Origin of the sequence: Kitasatospora sp. NPDC087861 (genome assembly GCF_044742585.1) — a bacterium.
GTDB lineage: Bacteria > Actinomycetota > Actinomycetes > Streptomycetales > Streptomycetaceae > Kitasatospora.
In genome coordinates, this window is the sequence record NZ_JBIUUS010000004.1 from 94,473 (window position 1) to 107,726 (window position 13,254).

The following is a 13,254-nucleotide window of genomic DNA, read 5'->3' on the forward strand; positions in this document are numbered from 1 at the left end:
ATGGCACGAAATCTCTTTGGGGGCACGTCCGCTGACGTGGCGGAAAGCGTGAGCGGAGCCCGGATTCCCGGCGCCGTCGGGACCGTTTGGGACGGCCCCAGCGAGGGCGCCCGACAGATCACCGACCTGACCGACTCCTCCGGCGCCCCGGTCCTCCAACTCGTAGCGGACAACCGGGGCATGGTGCCCCCGTTCTACGGGCCGGCCAGCGGCGCTGAGCGGCTGTGGGTTGACTTCGGGGCCGGCCGGGTCGGACTCCTCGCCACGAACACCGGTGAGCGCCTGGTCCAGCACCAGGCCGCCGCGGACCCTCACCAGGACCGCGCCTACACCAATGAGCGGCTGTTGAACTACGTGCCGATCAACGGGTCGGATCTCAACGTCCCAGCCGGTTCGGACTGGGCTCGGTGGATCGTCCCCTCGACTGCCGACATCAACGGTTCAGCCTGGAAACTCAAGACGGCCGACAACACCGATTACACCCGGCTTCGCAACAGCGGCGCCCTGCTGATTGACACCATTGGAGTGCGCGCCGCCCTCTGCATCGGTGCCCCGGCCTACCCGGCGAACCAGACCGTTGTCAACGTCACCAACTCGAAGGCCAGCACCACAACTACCGCCAGCGTTTTTCGAGTTCAGGGCGACGGTTCGGTGATCTCTGCGGGTACCGTCACGGCCACGAACGTTGGTTCAGCCAGGCTGTTCAGCGGGCCCAACTCTCCGGCGGTCCCTCGGCCTGGAGACGTATGGGTGCAGTATGGCTAACCAGCTTCGTGTCTGGGACGGCTCGGCCTGGGTCGACCGAACGCCGCAGATCTGGCACGGGTCGAAGTGGGCCCCGAAGCCGCCCCTTTACTGGGACGGGGCGGCCTGGATGGACTCCGCTCCGACGCCCCGGGAGTTTCCGGCCTACCAGGGCGGAAGCAGCTCACTCGTCCAGGGCCAGGGCCTGGTGGAACTGCCTCTCCCCCCGACCCGTACGAACGACTGGATCGTGTCTATCTGCGTGGCCGACGGTTCTTCGACGGCGCCCCGTTTACTGAGCCCTGCCGGGGCGATCCCCACCCAATACCGGCTAGGCAGCGGCCTGTTGATGGCGGTTGCCGTGTGGCCCTGGGAACCATCCCGGGGGGCCTCTGTCACCTGGGACGTCGGTGGCGCGCATGCCGCCACGATGAACCTCGTATATCGACTTGGCGATATTTCTAGCGTGGGCCTGACGCCGGTTGTCGGAATCCGGGAGTACAGCGGCACCAACTCCCTCCCCCTGATGGCCTCGACCAGCTACCGCAACTTGTACGCCGCTGTGACCGTCTCCAACTCCCTGACTGGCCTTGCCTGGCCGTCCGGCGTGACCCCTCGGGCTCAACAGCTCGGGACGTGGGGGATGAATGAAATCAGTCTCATGACGGGCGACACTCCGGGGGCCGGCGGTTCCCCTGGGGGCATCCAGCTGGACGCCACGGTCTCCTCTGCGGCAGTGGTCCTGATCTCAATTCCTGGCCGCTCTGACGGCAAGTCGACCTGGATTCTCGGAGACCCCATTGGGTCTGTTCTCGGAGAGACCACAATTCTGGAGCTATAACTGATCTCACTCCCTCCTCTCAAGTCCTGGACAAGCCGCCAGGTGATCGGCCCGGCCGATCTCAACGGCCAGATTTATGACGTTCACGATGCCCTCTATAAGACAGTCACGGATCACGATAGTTCGATCAACCGGCTCAAGGTCAACCCGGTACTCCATCTCGGCCTGGCCGGGACATTTCAGCTGGCCGCCGATTCGTCGTCTGTCGTGTACTGGGATACGGCCCATCCGATTACCAAGGTCGGGGCTTGGGATCTCTCCAGCACCACCGATATCAAGGTGCCTGAGGCTGGTGTGTACCGGGCGCACATGAGCCTTGGTGGCTGGTCTACCGGGAGCGCAAATGCCAAGGTCAGAGGGTCGTTGAGTGGTGGCGGCCGATCCCATGGCGCCATCATGTACGGCATGCCGGGCTCGGATACGTACGGCGACACGACCACTACTTCTTTCCAGATGATGGCCACCCTGAACGCTGGTGATGCCATTAGCGCAAACATCGTCTCGTGGTGGCAGGGGTTCCGTTCAGATCTTGGGCCAGGTTACGACCGCGACGTTTGGTCATTGCAGATCGAGAAGATTTCCGGGTAAAGGAGGCTAATGACCCCTACTGACATTTTCAGCTATGCCGGTACGGCGGCCTCGGTCACCGCCGCGTTCGTTATGGTCCGCGCATCCTGGCAGATCAACTCTGCGGAAGTCTGGCGCGGTGAGGCTGAGGCACAGAAGACCCGGGCAGACAGGCTCCAGGATGACCTGAGTGAAATTAAGGAGCGACTTACCCGCATTGAGGCGGAGAACCGTCGACTGGTCGAACTGATCACGACCCTCGACCCGACCCGGATTCGCTCCGGCATCTGATCAATTCATTCATTCCCGAGGGGACCGGCCGCCTGGCCGGCCCCTCTCTTCATTTCCTCAGGAGGTTCCTCTGAGTCAGGTTTCCAACGTCCTATCGATCGCAGCCGGCGAGGTCGGCTATCAGGCCCAGCGCGCACCGGGCGAGCGCCCGTCCGGCCACCAGAGGTATTCCGGCGAGGTTCCGGGCCTTGAGTGGAGCAACTATCAGCCGTGGTGCGCAACTTGGGTCAGCTGGGTAGCCATGAAGGCCGGCGTCGCCAGTCTCTACCCGCGTACCGCTTCCTGCTCGAACGCCGTCGACTGGTTCCAGTCCCGGGGCCGGTGGAGCGCCTACCCGGCGATCGGCGCTCAGGTCCTGTACGGGCCCGGCGGAGGTACTCACACCGGAATCGTCTACGCCTACGACGAGACCACCATCTACACATACGAAGGCAACACCAGCACGGAGAACGACGCCAACGGCAACAAGGTCATGCGCCGGTCGCGGCGCCGCCGGGACTCCTACGTCTACGGTTACGGTCTGCCCGTCTTCGATGGAGGCATCACCACCGCGGACCCCGCCCTCAAGGGGCGGGCAGGCTTCGCCTACCAGGCGTCCGCCTCCGGCCCGGCCGGAAACTCCGGCTCCAACTCCGGTAGCACCCGCACTGTGACCGTGCGAGCCGGCCAGACGCTCACCGCGATTGCTGCTGCAGCCGGGATCAGCCTGGCCGCACTCCTGGCGGCCAACCCGGGTGTGAAGGACCATCCCGACCAGATCCGTCCTGGCGACACCGTCACCGTGCCAGCCGTCCCCGGCGACCAGGAGCCAGCCCAGTCCAACCCCGAGCCGGCTCCGAATCCCGACCCGATTCCCCCGCCGGCCACCAACTCCTTTCCGGGTGTCGACAGGTTCGGTCCTGGCGCCAACAACGTCTCGGTGACCAAGCTCGGTCAGCTCCTGGTGCAGCGCGGCGGGGCCCGCTTCTACTCCGAGGGTCCAGGCCCTCGCTGGGGTGAGGCCGACCGTCGGGCGGTCCAGGCGTTCCAGCTGGCTCAGGGGTGGTCGGGCAGCTCCGCGGACGGCATTCCCGGTCCGCAGACCTGGGACTACCTGATCAATGGCAAGGGTCAGAACATCAGCTCGACCACCTCAACGCCGACCGCTTCGACCTCCAGCTCGTTCCCGGGTCGCCAGGCCTTCCGTCCTGGTGTCAGCAACCCGAGCGTGACCGCCGTCGGCAAGCAGCTCGTCCGCAAGGGCTACGGCCGGTACTACGCGGTTGGTCCTGGTCCCCGTTGGACCGAGGCGGATCGGCGTGCAGTCCAGGCCTTCCAGCGCGCTCAGGGCTGGTCCGGCTCCAACGCCGACGGCTACCCGGGGCCGGTCACCTGGTCCCGCCTCATGCGCTGACTCTGAACGAATCAACTACCAAGGGAGACACATGAATTCATTCATCTCTACTCACGCTGTCCGGGTCGTGGCCGCCGCTGCGGCCCTGATCCCGCTCCTGACCGCCTGGTATCCCCAGATCCCGTGGGAGGCCCTGGTGGCTGCCGCGGCCGCCCTGGTCGGTGTCGGTGAGGTCGCCCAGAGGCACGAGGACGCGAAGACCACGGCGGCTCTGCACGAGACCTCTCCGCAGGACCGCGCTGCCGTACTCCAGGCCGAGCTGACCAAGCTGGAGGCTGAACAGACCGCCTGATTGTGAACGCAAAGAAGCCCCTCCCCTTTTGGGGAGGGGCCTGTTCGTGTTTCTGGTCAATCCCTCGTCAGGAACACTGGGGGAGGCCGTTGGTACCTCGCGCATGCCACAAGTCATAGTTGTCGACATATGCGCCATACACATAGTCGTTGAAGAATTGCCGACCAATGCCGGACCAGTAGTACTCAGTAGTGATGTGGTACCAAACGTCACCCTGGTTGGCGATGTCCTCTCCAACCGTCCAGCAGTTGACGTTCACCTGATCCCCGGGCGCAAGGTCTCGGTGGACGTCCTTGTTGGCCGTCCAGGGCGACCAGTAGAGCCCCACGTAGTGGGTGGTGTTCAGGGTGACCCAGTGGTCCCCGGTATCCGCGTGAACGGGTCCGGCCGTCAGTGCGAGCCCGCCGACTGCCAAGGCGCCGGCCACGACAGCCCGCACAACACGCTGCCTCAGGCTCCGTTTCATTCTCGTCCCCCCGTGAAGATCCGTCCCGGCGCCGTTGATGCCGCAAGCCTCGACGCTGAGCTTGACAGCCAGCACGTCATCCGACAACGGCCAGTTCCCGCCATTCCCAGGCCAGTTGGGGCCGCGACACTCACCCATGGCCCCCAGACCGAGCAGACCGTCGGATGGACGAATAGGCCCCTCCTCGAAAGGGGAGAGGCCTATTCGCGTTTCCGGGCTACCAGCCCACGACAGAGAACGGTTCGCCCTTTAGGTACCGGCTGATCCCGGCCTCGTTGTAGGGCTGGGTGTTCTCTGGAAGATCATTGAGCGGGTACCAGTTGACCCCGGCACACTTGTGCGGTTCGGCGTTGTACGGCTCGCCGTTCCACTCGGAGGCAGCGAGGAACCAGCCGACGCGCACCTCTCCCTCTGGGTTGCGGTAGTGCATGACATGGGCAATCCGAACAGCCTCTCGGTGAACCTCCACGCCCACTTCTTCACGGGTTTCGCGGATTGCTGCCGAGATCACGTCCTCGTCCGCGTCGACCTTCCCGCTGGGGAGGTTGAGCATGCCGTCGCTGTAGCCGGTGTTGGCTCGCTCGGCCAGCAGGACGAGACCGTTCCGTTCGAGGATGATCATCGCGTCGTTGATTGGGCGTTGGGGCTGCACCAGGTCCTCCGAAGGTGTGTCTTAGGAGGACGATAGGCCACCTCAGTGGACGTTGATGCCCAGGAGGTGAAGGTGTTTGGCGATCCACTCGACGCGGGCCTGTGTGGTGAGGCCCTGCGGGAGGTCAATGATCGGCACGTTGGTGGTCCGGATCGCCTCGTAGACAGCCGTCTCAGTGGCGTTCTGGAGATCAAGCACCTTCCCGCGGAACCGGTCGCCGCCAGCCGCCTGGTCGTACTGGTCGCGGCAGTGGATCACCGCGCTGTACGCCAACGGCATCCAGGCGTTGCAGAGCGATTCCATCGTCCGCAGGACAGCGCGCACCTGTGGGTCACCCTGGTCGAGGAGAAGCCGGGTATAGGCCACCACGTTAGCCGGCGTCTTGTCGGTGATGAGCAGGCTGTGATTGCGCGCGGCGCGCATGGTGGTACTGAGTTGGGCCGCGAAGGCATCGAGTTCGGCGGTGAGATCGAACTCGCCCTTGCCGTGGAGGACGATCTCCTCCATGAAGGGGCTCACCCGTGCGGGCTCCCCTGTGGCAGCGACGTTGACGCCTTGCTCGCGGTAGTAGGCGGTGAGGGCGTGGACCAGCGTGGTCTTTCCGCCCGCCGCCGTTCCCTCGACGGCTACAACCTGGCAGTCTCGAATGGGCACGGTTCCCCCAGAAGGTCTTGGAAGGTCCGGGATTGGAGCCAGCCCCAGCCATCGGCGTGGGCGGCGATCATGCGGTTCACGTTGAGTCCGCGGTTGTCCCAGCGACCGAGGCCAGCCGCAGACACGGCAACGAGCGCGGTGGAAAGGGAGTGCCTGAGGTTAAGGACGCTGACCCGCTCGCGAGCCTCGATGTCGTCCTTCTCCAGCCACCGGCGGTGCAGGTTGGTCATGGACGTGCTGCGGAGTTCCGGCTGGGTGACATCGAGGCCTAGTTCGGTGCAGACGTCGACCAGACGCCGGGAGGTCCCGTCGAGCAGATGGCCGGCGTCGTATCGGGTGTCGATGATCCGAGGGCCTTCGTCCTTGGGGTTACGGCGGGTTGACCAGGCGGCTCGGGCGCTGTCGAGAACCGATTCATCGTTGTCTCGGTTGGCAACCAGTACAGCCAGGTCGGAACACAGTTGGTGCCCGGTGATGAGGTCGGCGTCCGCGAAAACCCGAGTGATGGTGTCGGCCGCGGCGGCCACGAGTTCCCCAGTCTCACCAGCGTCCTCGACGTACATGCTCACGTACGCGAACGGGAGTTGAACAAGGTCAGCTACAGATCCTGTGGTCGGGACATCGAGCACAGCAAGCGAGAAACAGAACGCCCTGTTCCCGTTCTTGATCCGGTAGTTCTTGGTCCACTCGACGTCGAGCGAGGCCACCCGGCGCGTCCGAGAGTCCTTGCGCGGCAGGCGTCGCGGGTCGGAGAGGTTGCTGACCGTGATCACGTTGCTCCTAGCGGTGTGGGCCCGGCACCTGGTGCCGGGCCCACGGTATGCCTGAATCAGACCTGGCGGTCCGTCGAGTCGAAAACCAGGGGCATGGTGTCCCACGCGGCCAGGCGAAGCGCCTTGGCCACATCGAACGTCCCGTTCCAGGTCAGCCGTTCGGCTTGGCGGCCGGCCATGAGAGCCGTGGCGAGGGCGGTCATCAACGCCGCCGCGCCGATGTGTTGAGTGGGCCACACCTGACGTCCAGGCTGACCCGTCGAGACCGTCAGGTCCTCATACGCCTGTTGGAGCACTACAGGTGCCCTGTACCGCCAGAGCACCGGGCCGAAGTCGAGGCGGTTAGCGGTGAGCGCGCTGTCGAGCTGCATGCCATCGTCAGCCGTGTCGACCAGCAAAGCCGTGCTGCGTTCGCGGCGGGGCCGGTCGGCCCACGCTTCGCCAACGGAGTCGATACCGGCGCGCGGAGTCGTCAGCAGGGGACGAAGGGCGTGAAGGTCATCCGGGAAGGAGTGCCACCCGATGATCTCGGCCTCGCGGCGCGCCTGGACGAGCACGCCGTCCACGAAGGCCGGGATGTCGGACCGGTCACCGTCCGGTTCCACGGCGACGCTGCGGTACCCGAAGTGCAGGGTGTCAGCGACGATCTCACGGCTTGCGGTTCGGTGCACGGGGATGAACACGGCGGCGGCACCGATCGGGGTGGCCTCACTGCCATCGTCGGCCCACTGAATGCTCATCCCGGTGAGGAGCCGCACCTTACGGGCAACGGGACGCATGTCGGCCGCGTAGGGCGTCTTGGGCCACGCCAGGTTGGAGAACTCACGCAGCACTGCCGCCTCCCCCGTGGCCGATCGTGCGGATCGAGGCCCCGAGGTACTTCCGGTAGTGGTTCTCCTTGAAGCGGTATCGCTTCCAGATCTCCTGAATCGGCTCCTCCAGCACGTTGCCGATGGGCTCGAACAGGTCTTTCGAGTCGTAGACCGGCCAGGCGTTGGCCTTCCCGGTGGGCTCCACCACGATCATGTGGCCTTCGTTCTCCGGCGTCCACGTGGTGAGCCGCAGGGCGGGACTCCACTGGTAGGTGGAGCGAAGTTCGGTGAGCCGGCCGAATGCCTCGCTGGCCTCGTCGTCGGTGATGAATTCATGCTCGGCGAGGTTGAGAGCGTTCCCCTTCCTCAACGGCATGATCAACTTGACCTTGCCCGCGTTGAGGACGTCGGCGATCTGCACCGTGAACGGCAGCGCCGCCAGGGTCGAGCGGTAGACGACCGCGGACAGGGAGATTGGAATACCCTCGTCCTGGAGTGCGCGCACGCCGGGCATGACCTTGTCGTAGTCCCCGCGTACCCGGTTGGTGACCCCTCGCGGGCCTTCCAGGCCGATGTTCGCGAACGCGATCTTCCCCGCAATCCTCTTCGCGTGCTGGAGGCCGTGGGTGGCGTTCGTCGGCACAGCTAAGACGAAGTCCTCGTCCGCGAACATGTCCACGATCTCGCCGAAGTCTCGGCGCATGAGCGGTTCACCGCCGGACAGGAAGATCCGCCTGGTTCCCTTGAGGTTGTCCCGCATGGTCTCCAGTTGCTGCGGCGTAGGGTCGGGCAGCTGGATGACTTCGGAGCAGAACGAGCAGTCGAAGTCACAACGCTTCGTGACCTGAACGATCACGGAGAGCGGGGCGACCGCCCGTCGGGCGAGTTCCCGAACGTCGACGCCGGGCTCAGCCGTGAAGTGGTGCCCGTGGGTGGCAAAGGCAAGACCGTCTTCCATCACCAGGTTTCGACGGGACGGTATCCCCGGAAGGCCGAGGTCAGTCATGTTCTTCCTCCCTGAACTGATGGATGAGCATGAGCAGTTGGGCCACAAAGGCCCGATGACGATCAGGGCGCCGGCTGCCCGGAAGTGGCCGGCGCCTGTCCCACCCGCATGCCGGTGTGCCTTGGGATCAGCGTGGGTGGGAGTTTTAGCCTCACTCAGCCGAGTCAGCGGCCACCCGCAACAGAATGACCGTCTCGGGATCGGCCGCGAACTCTTCGAAGGCCGTCACCAGGTCGACAAGTCGATCAACCTCGGCACTCGACCTCTCGGCCTCCGGCTCGATCACGCGGCGGCGGGGTCGAAGTCGGCGAGCGCCGTTCGGTTCCCCATCTCGTGTGCCAACCCCAGTTCCGTCACGAAGACCCGCAGCTTTCGGCGACCGGAGGCATCCGCCTCATCCCGGCGGAAGCCTCCGTGCCTTTGCCAGTAGTCCTTCTGGATGGTCGCCTTGGCCGCCTCCTTGAGGTTCACCCTCAGCTCCGCAAGACCCATCACTCGAAGCTGGTGCTTCAGGCCGATGAAGGTCAGCACGCGATTGGCGCGCAGATCGGCCTTGCGGGCCTCGTCAACCTGCGGGTTGACGCTCTCGGCTTCGACGAGCTGTTGATGCCCGAGGCCGAGGTCCAGCTGTACACGTTCACGGTGCTGGAAGTACCCGACCGCCGTCTGTACGGCAACAACACCGGCCAGGATCAGGACAGCACGACTGCTCTTCATGATAACTTCTCCCAACTCTGAATGAATTGAGTGGATTTGATTCATTCGTGGATGCGCTATCGGATCCAGTTCTTGCAGGAGGCGTTGTTCGGCGCCCCACAACCGCAGTCGCACCCGTGCGGCCCCTGGCGCTCAACCATGTTCATCTCCTCGGTAGTTCGCTGATTCTGAGGCCCGCCCCGGGCGTGAAACTGACACGTGACGCACCCGGGGCGGGAGCTGTGTGGCCGCCCCTCTCCCCCGTACGTCGACACAGGGTGGAGGGGCGGCGCGTGCGCTCAACAGGGGACTCCTGAACCCCGGAGCGCCCCCCGGCATCGCGCGGTGCTCACTCCCGCGATGCCGGGAGTTCTAGGCCCGCCCTGGTTGTCCGTCCGTGACGTTTAACGGCTCCAGGGCGGGGGTTCCGGTCAGAAGATCAGGACTCCACCGACCGGTGATCAAGGGGTGGACCGCTCCCCGCCAGTGCGGGTTCTGACGGGGAGCGGTGTGGCTCAACAAGGGCTGCTCGCCAACGCCCTCGGAACCAACCGGCAGGGGAGGTCAGCCTGCCGGCGCCCATCCACGACCGTCTTCACGGACGGGCGTTGAACCCCGCTGCCGTGCTAGTACGACCTCGCAGCACGGGGGCGGGAGCTTGTCAGTCCGGCTCGCGGTTCAACCACAGGCCGGAGGCGATGTTGCCCTCCCAGTCCCCTCGACAGCGGCGGGGCAGCCGCTGACCACGGTGGTCCGGCCCGGCCCACAACTCCCGGTGACCGCTTCGCACGAATCCCTCGGGGCCACCACTGACGGCCAGCATCAGCGCAAGCTCGGCGTCCAGATCATCCGACGCCCGTTCAGTGGGCTCCATCATTCCCACCCCTCCCCCTTCGACGGCAACGTCGCCCGCAGGGCCGTCTTGTGGACGTGCATTACGAACGCCTCGTGGTGGTCCGCGCAGGCCGGGATGCTGACGTACTGACCGTCACCCCGAAAGTAGAAGAGTCCCGGGGCAACGAGTGTCCAACGCCCCTTGCACGGCACACACCGACCGAGCTGGTACAGGCGCGGGGACGGCATCTCAGTGACCACCGCGTTCTCTGCCCCAGGCGCGGCTGGCCGCGCCACAGCGGCAAAGCCACCGACCGCCAACGAGCTGACATGCAGCCCGGCGATCAGCATCTCCCCGGAGGTCACGCCGACTCCGGGAACATCAGCCGGCGCCGCGGGTTGCCTCCGGTGCCGGGCGCGATCTCCCTGGGATCACACGGTTGCAGCTGATGAGGTCGGGTCGTCCACTCACGGCCCCCGCCCAGCGGCCTCAAGAAGGCCGCCCCGCAGAGGATTTCCACGAAGGCCCCCTCCCTCGGCTTGCCGTCGGCGTCACGGTGTTTCAGGTCCCGAACGACCTCGTGGGGGACGAGGTTGGACAACACAGATTCCGGGTCTTCGGACATGGGGGTCTCCGTAGCGCTTCGCTCTTGGCGTCTCACTTGGTGTAGCCATGGTGGACCGATCGCCCCTACCATCGGAAGGCTTTCCCTCTTGACAGATCTTGTGTGGGACTCAGAAGGCAACGGAGGTTTGACTATGCGTGAGACCGAACTCAATCCGTCCGCATCTCCACTGAAGGCCTTCGGTGCACAACTCCGCAGGCTGCGTAAGGCGGCAGGGCTCACACAGATAGAGCTCGGAGAGCTCACCAACCTAAGCGACAGTCAGATCTCGAACCTCGAACGAGGCACCCGCATTCCCACACTTGACTGGGTCAAAGCGGCCGACCAAGTCCTAGGGGCTGGTGGGACACTAGAACTGACGTACTGGAGCCTCAGCGGCGGCGGCTCCCTCCTGGAGGGGTTCCCCGAGTACGCAGTGCAGGAGTCCAAGGCCATTGAGCTGCGACAGTTCGAACTTGGGGTGATTCCGGGGCTGTTCCAGACCAAGGCCTACGCCGAGGCGCTGGCTGCGGCGGACGTACGACGAGGGGCAATCACAGCCGAAGAAGCCGAGACTCGGGTCTCATACCTGCTGACCCGCCAACAGCGGCTCGACAGCAATGACGCGCCCGTTATGCACGCGGTGCTAGATGAGAGCTGCATCCGAAGGCTTGTCGGAGGTGCGGCCGTCATGCGCGAACAGCTCGAACACCTGGCAGAGCTGGCAGAACGTCCGAGGACTATCATCCAAGTGGCGCCGTTCTCCATGGGTGAGCGCCGGTCTCTGGCGCTGCCGGTGGTACTGCTGACCCTGTCTGATCGCAGCCTGCTGGGATACACCGAGTCGCAAGAACGAGGGTTCCTGACCAGAGAGACCGGGACCGTCACCTTGTGGTCCCACGACTACGATCGCTTGCAAGTGGGAGCCAGTTCGGATGTGGCGTCCCTCGACATGATTCGCGCAGCTCGGAAGGACCTCCGATCATGACCCGCACTGACCATCTGACTCTCTCCGACACCGTCTGGATCAAGTCCAGCTACAGCCAGAACGGCGGCAACTGCGTCGAGGTGGCCCCCGGTGTCCCCGGCGTCATGCCTGTCCGTGATTCCAAGGACCCCGAGGGTCCTGCCCTCGTCTTTCCGGCAGGGGCCTGGGAGTCCTTCGTCACCGCCGTCCAGGCCGGCGAGTTCGGCGAGGTCTGAGCCCAGGACCAAGCGAGGCCCCCGCCCTGCTGGGCGGGGGCCTTCGTGCTATTCCCCGCCGGACAGGGTCACGGGCTTCATCTCCTCGCGCCACACCCCATCCCGCCATCGTGCGATCAGGGCAGCAAAGCGCCCCCGGACCGGGGTCCGGGGGCGCTGTCGCTGAGGCATCACCCTCGGGGTCACCGACCCCACGACTCGACCTTCCGACGCCACCAGGCCCGTGCCGTCGCGGAGTGTGCTTCCTCGGCCATCCACACCCAGTTCTCCGGAACAGGTCCCCGCGGACTCGACTTCTCGGCCGGCTCGGGAGTGGGCTCGGGCTCCTGGTCCTGGTCCTGGTCCTGGTCCACCGCAGCCTCCCCGACCTCCCCCGGAGGGTCGACAGGGGCAGCCCAGACCTGCGACATGCTGTGGACCGTAGCCACCACCCCGTTAGTGTCGACGTCTCGCAGGTAGTTGGTGCCCTTCTCGGACTCTCGCCAGGTCAGCGACACCAGCACGCCTACCGGATCAGCCGCGCCGTCCTTAACCACACCGCCGAACCAGAAGTAGCTGGGCCGATCATCCCAGTCCACGAACTTGTTGAGCCGGTGCTTCTCCCACTTCCGGGCCTCGACCGTGGGCAAGGCCTCCTCAGGTTCGACCGCCAGTTCCTCTGGCTCCTGGCCGGCTCCCTCCTCCAGGTACTCCGTGATGAGCCGACCAGTCTCCTCCCAGGCAGGCCGGTAAGTCGCGATGAACTTCTTCCCCGCCCGCTGCGCGGCCGAGCTGTCAGAGCGCACGTAGCTCTCCGCCCGCTCCAACAGCCACCCCATCGTCTCGTACGTGACCCGACCACTCCCCCCGGCGCTGGTCCAGGAGCACGCCTTGAGGTCGGCGGCGATCTCCGGCAGGTCCTTCAACATCCACATGTGGCTAGGGACCCCGGCAATCGACTTGGGCATCTTGAACTCGTGCCGACGCTCGCGCGGGTCCTCAGGGACGTATTCCATCTCGTGGTTCTTGAGCAGCGTTCGCCCGGCCTGAATCTCGTTACCGTTCTTGCTGTACCGCCACTCACGGGCGATCTCCAGCGCGGCGCCCAAGGCAACGTTGGTCAGGCCAATGACGCTGGCGCAGTTCGACCGCCCCTCGTTCGCCGCCTTGCAGAGCGTGGCCAGTTCGTGCTGCCCTTCTGTCTCCGGGACCAGCTTGTACACGGCGTGCTTGCGAAGCTGGGCGGGCATTTCGACGGGGATCAGGTGGGATTCCATGCTGTCGTCCTTCTCGGATTCTTGGCTGTCCAGCAGGCTCTTGAGGCCTGGCACGTTGAGTTCGTCCCGGCACACGTCGCAGTCGCAGGTGTGCCGGACACAGAGGCATCCGGAGTCGTCGCACAGCCGGTCCGGGCCGTGTCCGGTGCCTCGGTCGTACGAGATCGGG

At 65.2% G+C, this 13,254-nt stretch carries 18 protein-coding genes; 7 read left to right on the top strand and 11 right to left on the bottom strand.

Going from position 1 to position 13,254, the window contains the following annotated elements; genetic code table 11:
* The 5 genes from ACIOJE_RS07675 to ACIOJE_RS07695 all read left to right on the top strand — a co-directional run bounded on the left by ACIOJE_RS07675 (position 1) and on the right by ACIOJE_RS07695 (position 4,128).
* Positions 1-765 carry a hypothetical protein gene (locus tag ACIOJE_RS07675; RefSeq protein ID WP_400774100.1) on the top strand — a complete coding sequence of 255 codons (765 nt, stop codon included), beginning with the start codon at positions 1-3 and terminating at the stop codon, positions 763-765.
* An 862-nt stretch (positions 766-1,627) separates the two neighbouring features.
* Positions 1,628-2,173 (top strand): hypothetical protein, encoded by a 546-nt coding sequence (locus tag ACIOJE_RS07680; RefSeq protein WP_280676833.1) that lies wholly within the window; start codon positions 1,628-1,630, stop codon positions 2,171-2,173.
* Positions 2,174-2,182: 9 nt separating this feature from the next.
* Positions 2,183-2,443, top strand: coding sequence for a hypothetical protein (locus tag ACIOJE_RS07685; RefSeq protein ID WP_400774103.1), 261 nt, complete (start codon positions 2,183-2,185; stop codon positions 2,441-2,443).
* A gap of 97 nt (positions 2,444-2,540) precedes the next feature.
* Complete coding sequence (locus ACIOJE_RS07690; RefSeq protein ID WP_400774626.1) at positions 2,541-3,836, top strand: peptidoglycan-binding protein; 1,296 nt, start codon at positions 2,541-2,543, stop codon at positions 3,834-3,836.
* A 67-nt stretch (positions 3,837-3,903) separates the two neighbouring features.
* On the top strand, positions 3,904-4,128 hold the full coding sequence (locus ACIOJE_RS07695) for a hypothetical protein (RefSeq protein WP_400774106.1): 225 nt from the start codon (positions 3,904-3,906) through the stop codon (positions 4,126-4,128).
* Between the two features lie 67 nt (positions 4,129-4,195).
* Here ACIOJE_RS07695 and ACIOJE_RS07700 read toward each other — a convergent pair whose 3' ends face one another.
* The 10 genes from ACIOJE_RS07700 to ACIOJE_RS07745 form a co-directional block, all read right to left on the bottom strand.
* Complete coding sequence (locus ACIOJE_RS07700; protein WP_400774108.1) at positions 4,196-4,681, bottom strand: hypothetical protein; 486 nt, start codon at positions 4,679-4,681, stop codon at positions 4,196-4,198.
* Positions 4,682-4,811: 130 nt separating this feature from the next.
* On the bottom strand, positions 4,812-5,216 hold the full coding sequence (locus ACIOJE_RS07705; RefSeq protein ID WP_400774111.1) for an NUDIX domain-containing protein: 405 nt from the start codon (positions 5,214-5,216) through the stop codon (positions 4,812-4,814).
* Between the two features lie 72 nt (positions 5,217-5,288).
* Positions 5,289-5,900, bottom strand: a complete 612-nt coding sequence (locus ACIOJE_RS07710) for an AAA family ATPase (protein WP_400774114.1) — start codon at positions 5,898-5,900, stop codon at positions 5,289-5,291.
* Complete coding sequence (locus ACIOJE_RS07715) at positions 5,873-6,673, bottom strand: hypothetical protein (RefSeq protein ID WP_400774117.1); 801 nt, start codon at positions 6,671-6,673, stop codon at positions 5,873-5,875. The genes ACIOJE_RS07710 and ACIOJE_RS07715 overlap by 28 nt, the downstream gene beginning before the upstream one ends.
* A gap of 56 nt (positions 6,674-6,729) precedes the next feature.
* Entirely contained in the window at positions 6,730-7,506 is a 777-nt protein-coding gene (locus ACIOJE_RS07720) for a hypothetical protein (protein ID WP_400774120.1), read from the bottom strand.
* Complete coding sequence (locus ACIOJE_RS07725) at positions 7,496-8,491, bottom strand: radical SAM protein (protein WP_400774123.1); 996 nt, start codon at positions 8,489-8,491, stop codon at positions 7,496-7,498. Before ACIOJE_RS07725 ends, ACIOJE_RS07720 begins: the two co-directional genes overlap by 11 nt.
* A 151-nt stretch (positions 8,492-8,642) precedes the next feature.
* Positions 8,643-8,777, bottom strand: coding sequence for a hypothetical protein (locus tag ACIOJE_RS07730; RefSeq protein WP_400774126.1), 135 nt, complete (start codon positions 8,775-8,777; stop codon positions 8,643-8,645).
* Positions 8,774-9,208, bottom strand: coding sequence for a DUF6082 family protein (locus ACIOJE_RS07735; RefSeq protein WP_400774129.1), 435 nt, complete (start codon positions 9,206-9,208; stop codon positions 8,774-8,776). The genes ACIOJE_RS07730 and ACIOJE_RS07735 overlap by 4 nt, the downstream gene beginning before the upstream one ends.
* A gap of 640 nt (positions 9,209-9,848) precedes the next feature.
* The gene (locus ACIOJE_RS07740; RefSeq protein WP_280676849.1) at positions 9,849-10,064 is read right to left on the bottom strand and encodes a hypothetical protein; all 216 of its coding nucleotides are present in this window, start codon (positions 10,062-10,064) and stop codon (positions 9,849-9,851) included.
* 319 nt (positions 10,065-10,383) lie between these two features.
* The gene (locus ACIOJE_RS07745) at positions 10,384-10,647 is read right to left on the bottom strand and encodes a hypothetical protein (RefSeq protein ID WP_280676851.1); all 264 of its coding nucleotides are present in this window, start codon (positions 10,645-10,647) and stop codon (positions 10,384-10,386) included.
* A gap of 133 nt (positions 10,648-10,780) precedes the next feature.
* Here ACIOJE_RS07745 and ACIOJE_RS07750 point away from each other — a divergent pair, with 133 nt between their 5' ends.
* Positions 10,781-11,614: a helix-turn-helix transcriptional regulator gene (locus ACIOJE_RS07750; RefSeq protein WP_280676853.1), complete on the top strand. Its 834-nt coding sequence runs from the start codon at positions 10,781-10,783 to the stop codon at positions 11,612-11,614.
* Entirely contained in the window at positions 11,611-11,829 is a 219-nt protein-coding gene (locus ACIOJE_RS07755; RefSeq protein WP_280676855.1) for a DUF397 domain-containing protein, read from the top strand. Before ACIOJE_RS07750 ends, ACIOJE_RS07755 begins: the two co-directional genes overlap by 4 nt.
* A gap of 182 nt (positions 11,830-12,011) precedes the next feature.
* Here ACIOJE_RS07755 and ACIOJE_RS07760 read toward each other — a convergent pair whose 3' ends face one another.
* Entirely contained in the window at positions 12,012-13,085 is a 1,074-nt protein-coding gene (locus tag ACIOJE_RS07760; protein ID WP_400774134.1) for a hypothetical protein, read from the bottom strand.
* Between the last annotated feature and the right edge of the window lie 169 nt (positions 13,086-13,254).

Bases quoted from the DNA above. Each gene is read 5' to 3' on its own strand.
- ACIOJE_RS07735 (WP_400774129.1), bottom strand. From the start codon at position 9,208: ATGAAGAGCAGTCGTGCTGTCCTGATCCTGGCCGGTGTTGTTGCCGTA.
- ACIOJE_RS07725 (WP_400774123.1), bottom strand. From the start codon at position 8,491: ATGACTGACCTCGGCCTTCCGGGGATACCGTCCCGTCGAAACCTGGTG.
- ACIOJE_RS07740 (WP_280676849.1), bottom strand. From the start codon at position 10,064: ATGATGGAGCCCACTGAACGGGCGTCGGATGATCTGGACGCCGAGCTT.
- ACIOJE_RS07750 (WP_280676853.1), top strand. From the start codon at position 10,781: ATGCGTGAGACCGAACTCAATCCGTCCGCATCTCCACTGAAGGCCTTC.
- ACIOJE_RS07675 (WP_400774100.1), top strand. From the start codon at position 1: ATGGCACGAAATCTCTTTGGGGGCACGTCCGCTGACGTGGCGGAAAGC.
- ACIOJE_RS07685 (WP_400774103.1), top strand. From the start codon at position 2,183: ATGACCCCTACTGACATTTTCAGCTATGCCGGTACGGCGGCCTCGGTC.
- ACIOJE_RS07760 (WP_400774134.1), bottom strand. From the start codon at position 13,085: ATGGAATCCCACCTGATCCCCGTCGAAATGCCCGCCCAGCTTCGCAAG.
- ACIOJE_RS07705 (WP_400774111.1), bottom strand. From the start codon at position 5,216: ATGATCATCCTCGAACGGAACGGTCTCGTCCTGCTGGCCGAGCGAGCC.
- ACIOJE_RS07755 (WP_280676855.1), top strand. From the start codon at position 11,611: ATGACCCGCACTGACCATCTGACTCTCTCCGACACCGTCTGGATCAAG.
- ACIOJE_RS07745 (WP_280676851.1), bottom strand. From the start codon at position 10,647: ATGTCCGAAGACCCGGAATCTGTGTTGTCCAACCTCGTCCCCCACGAG.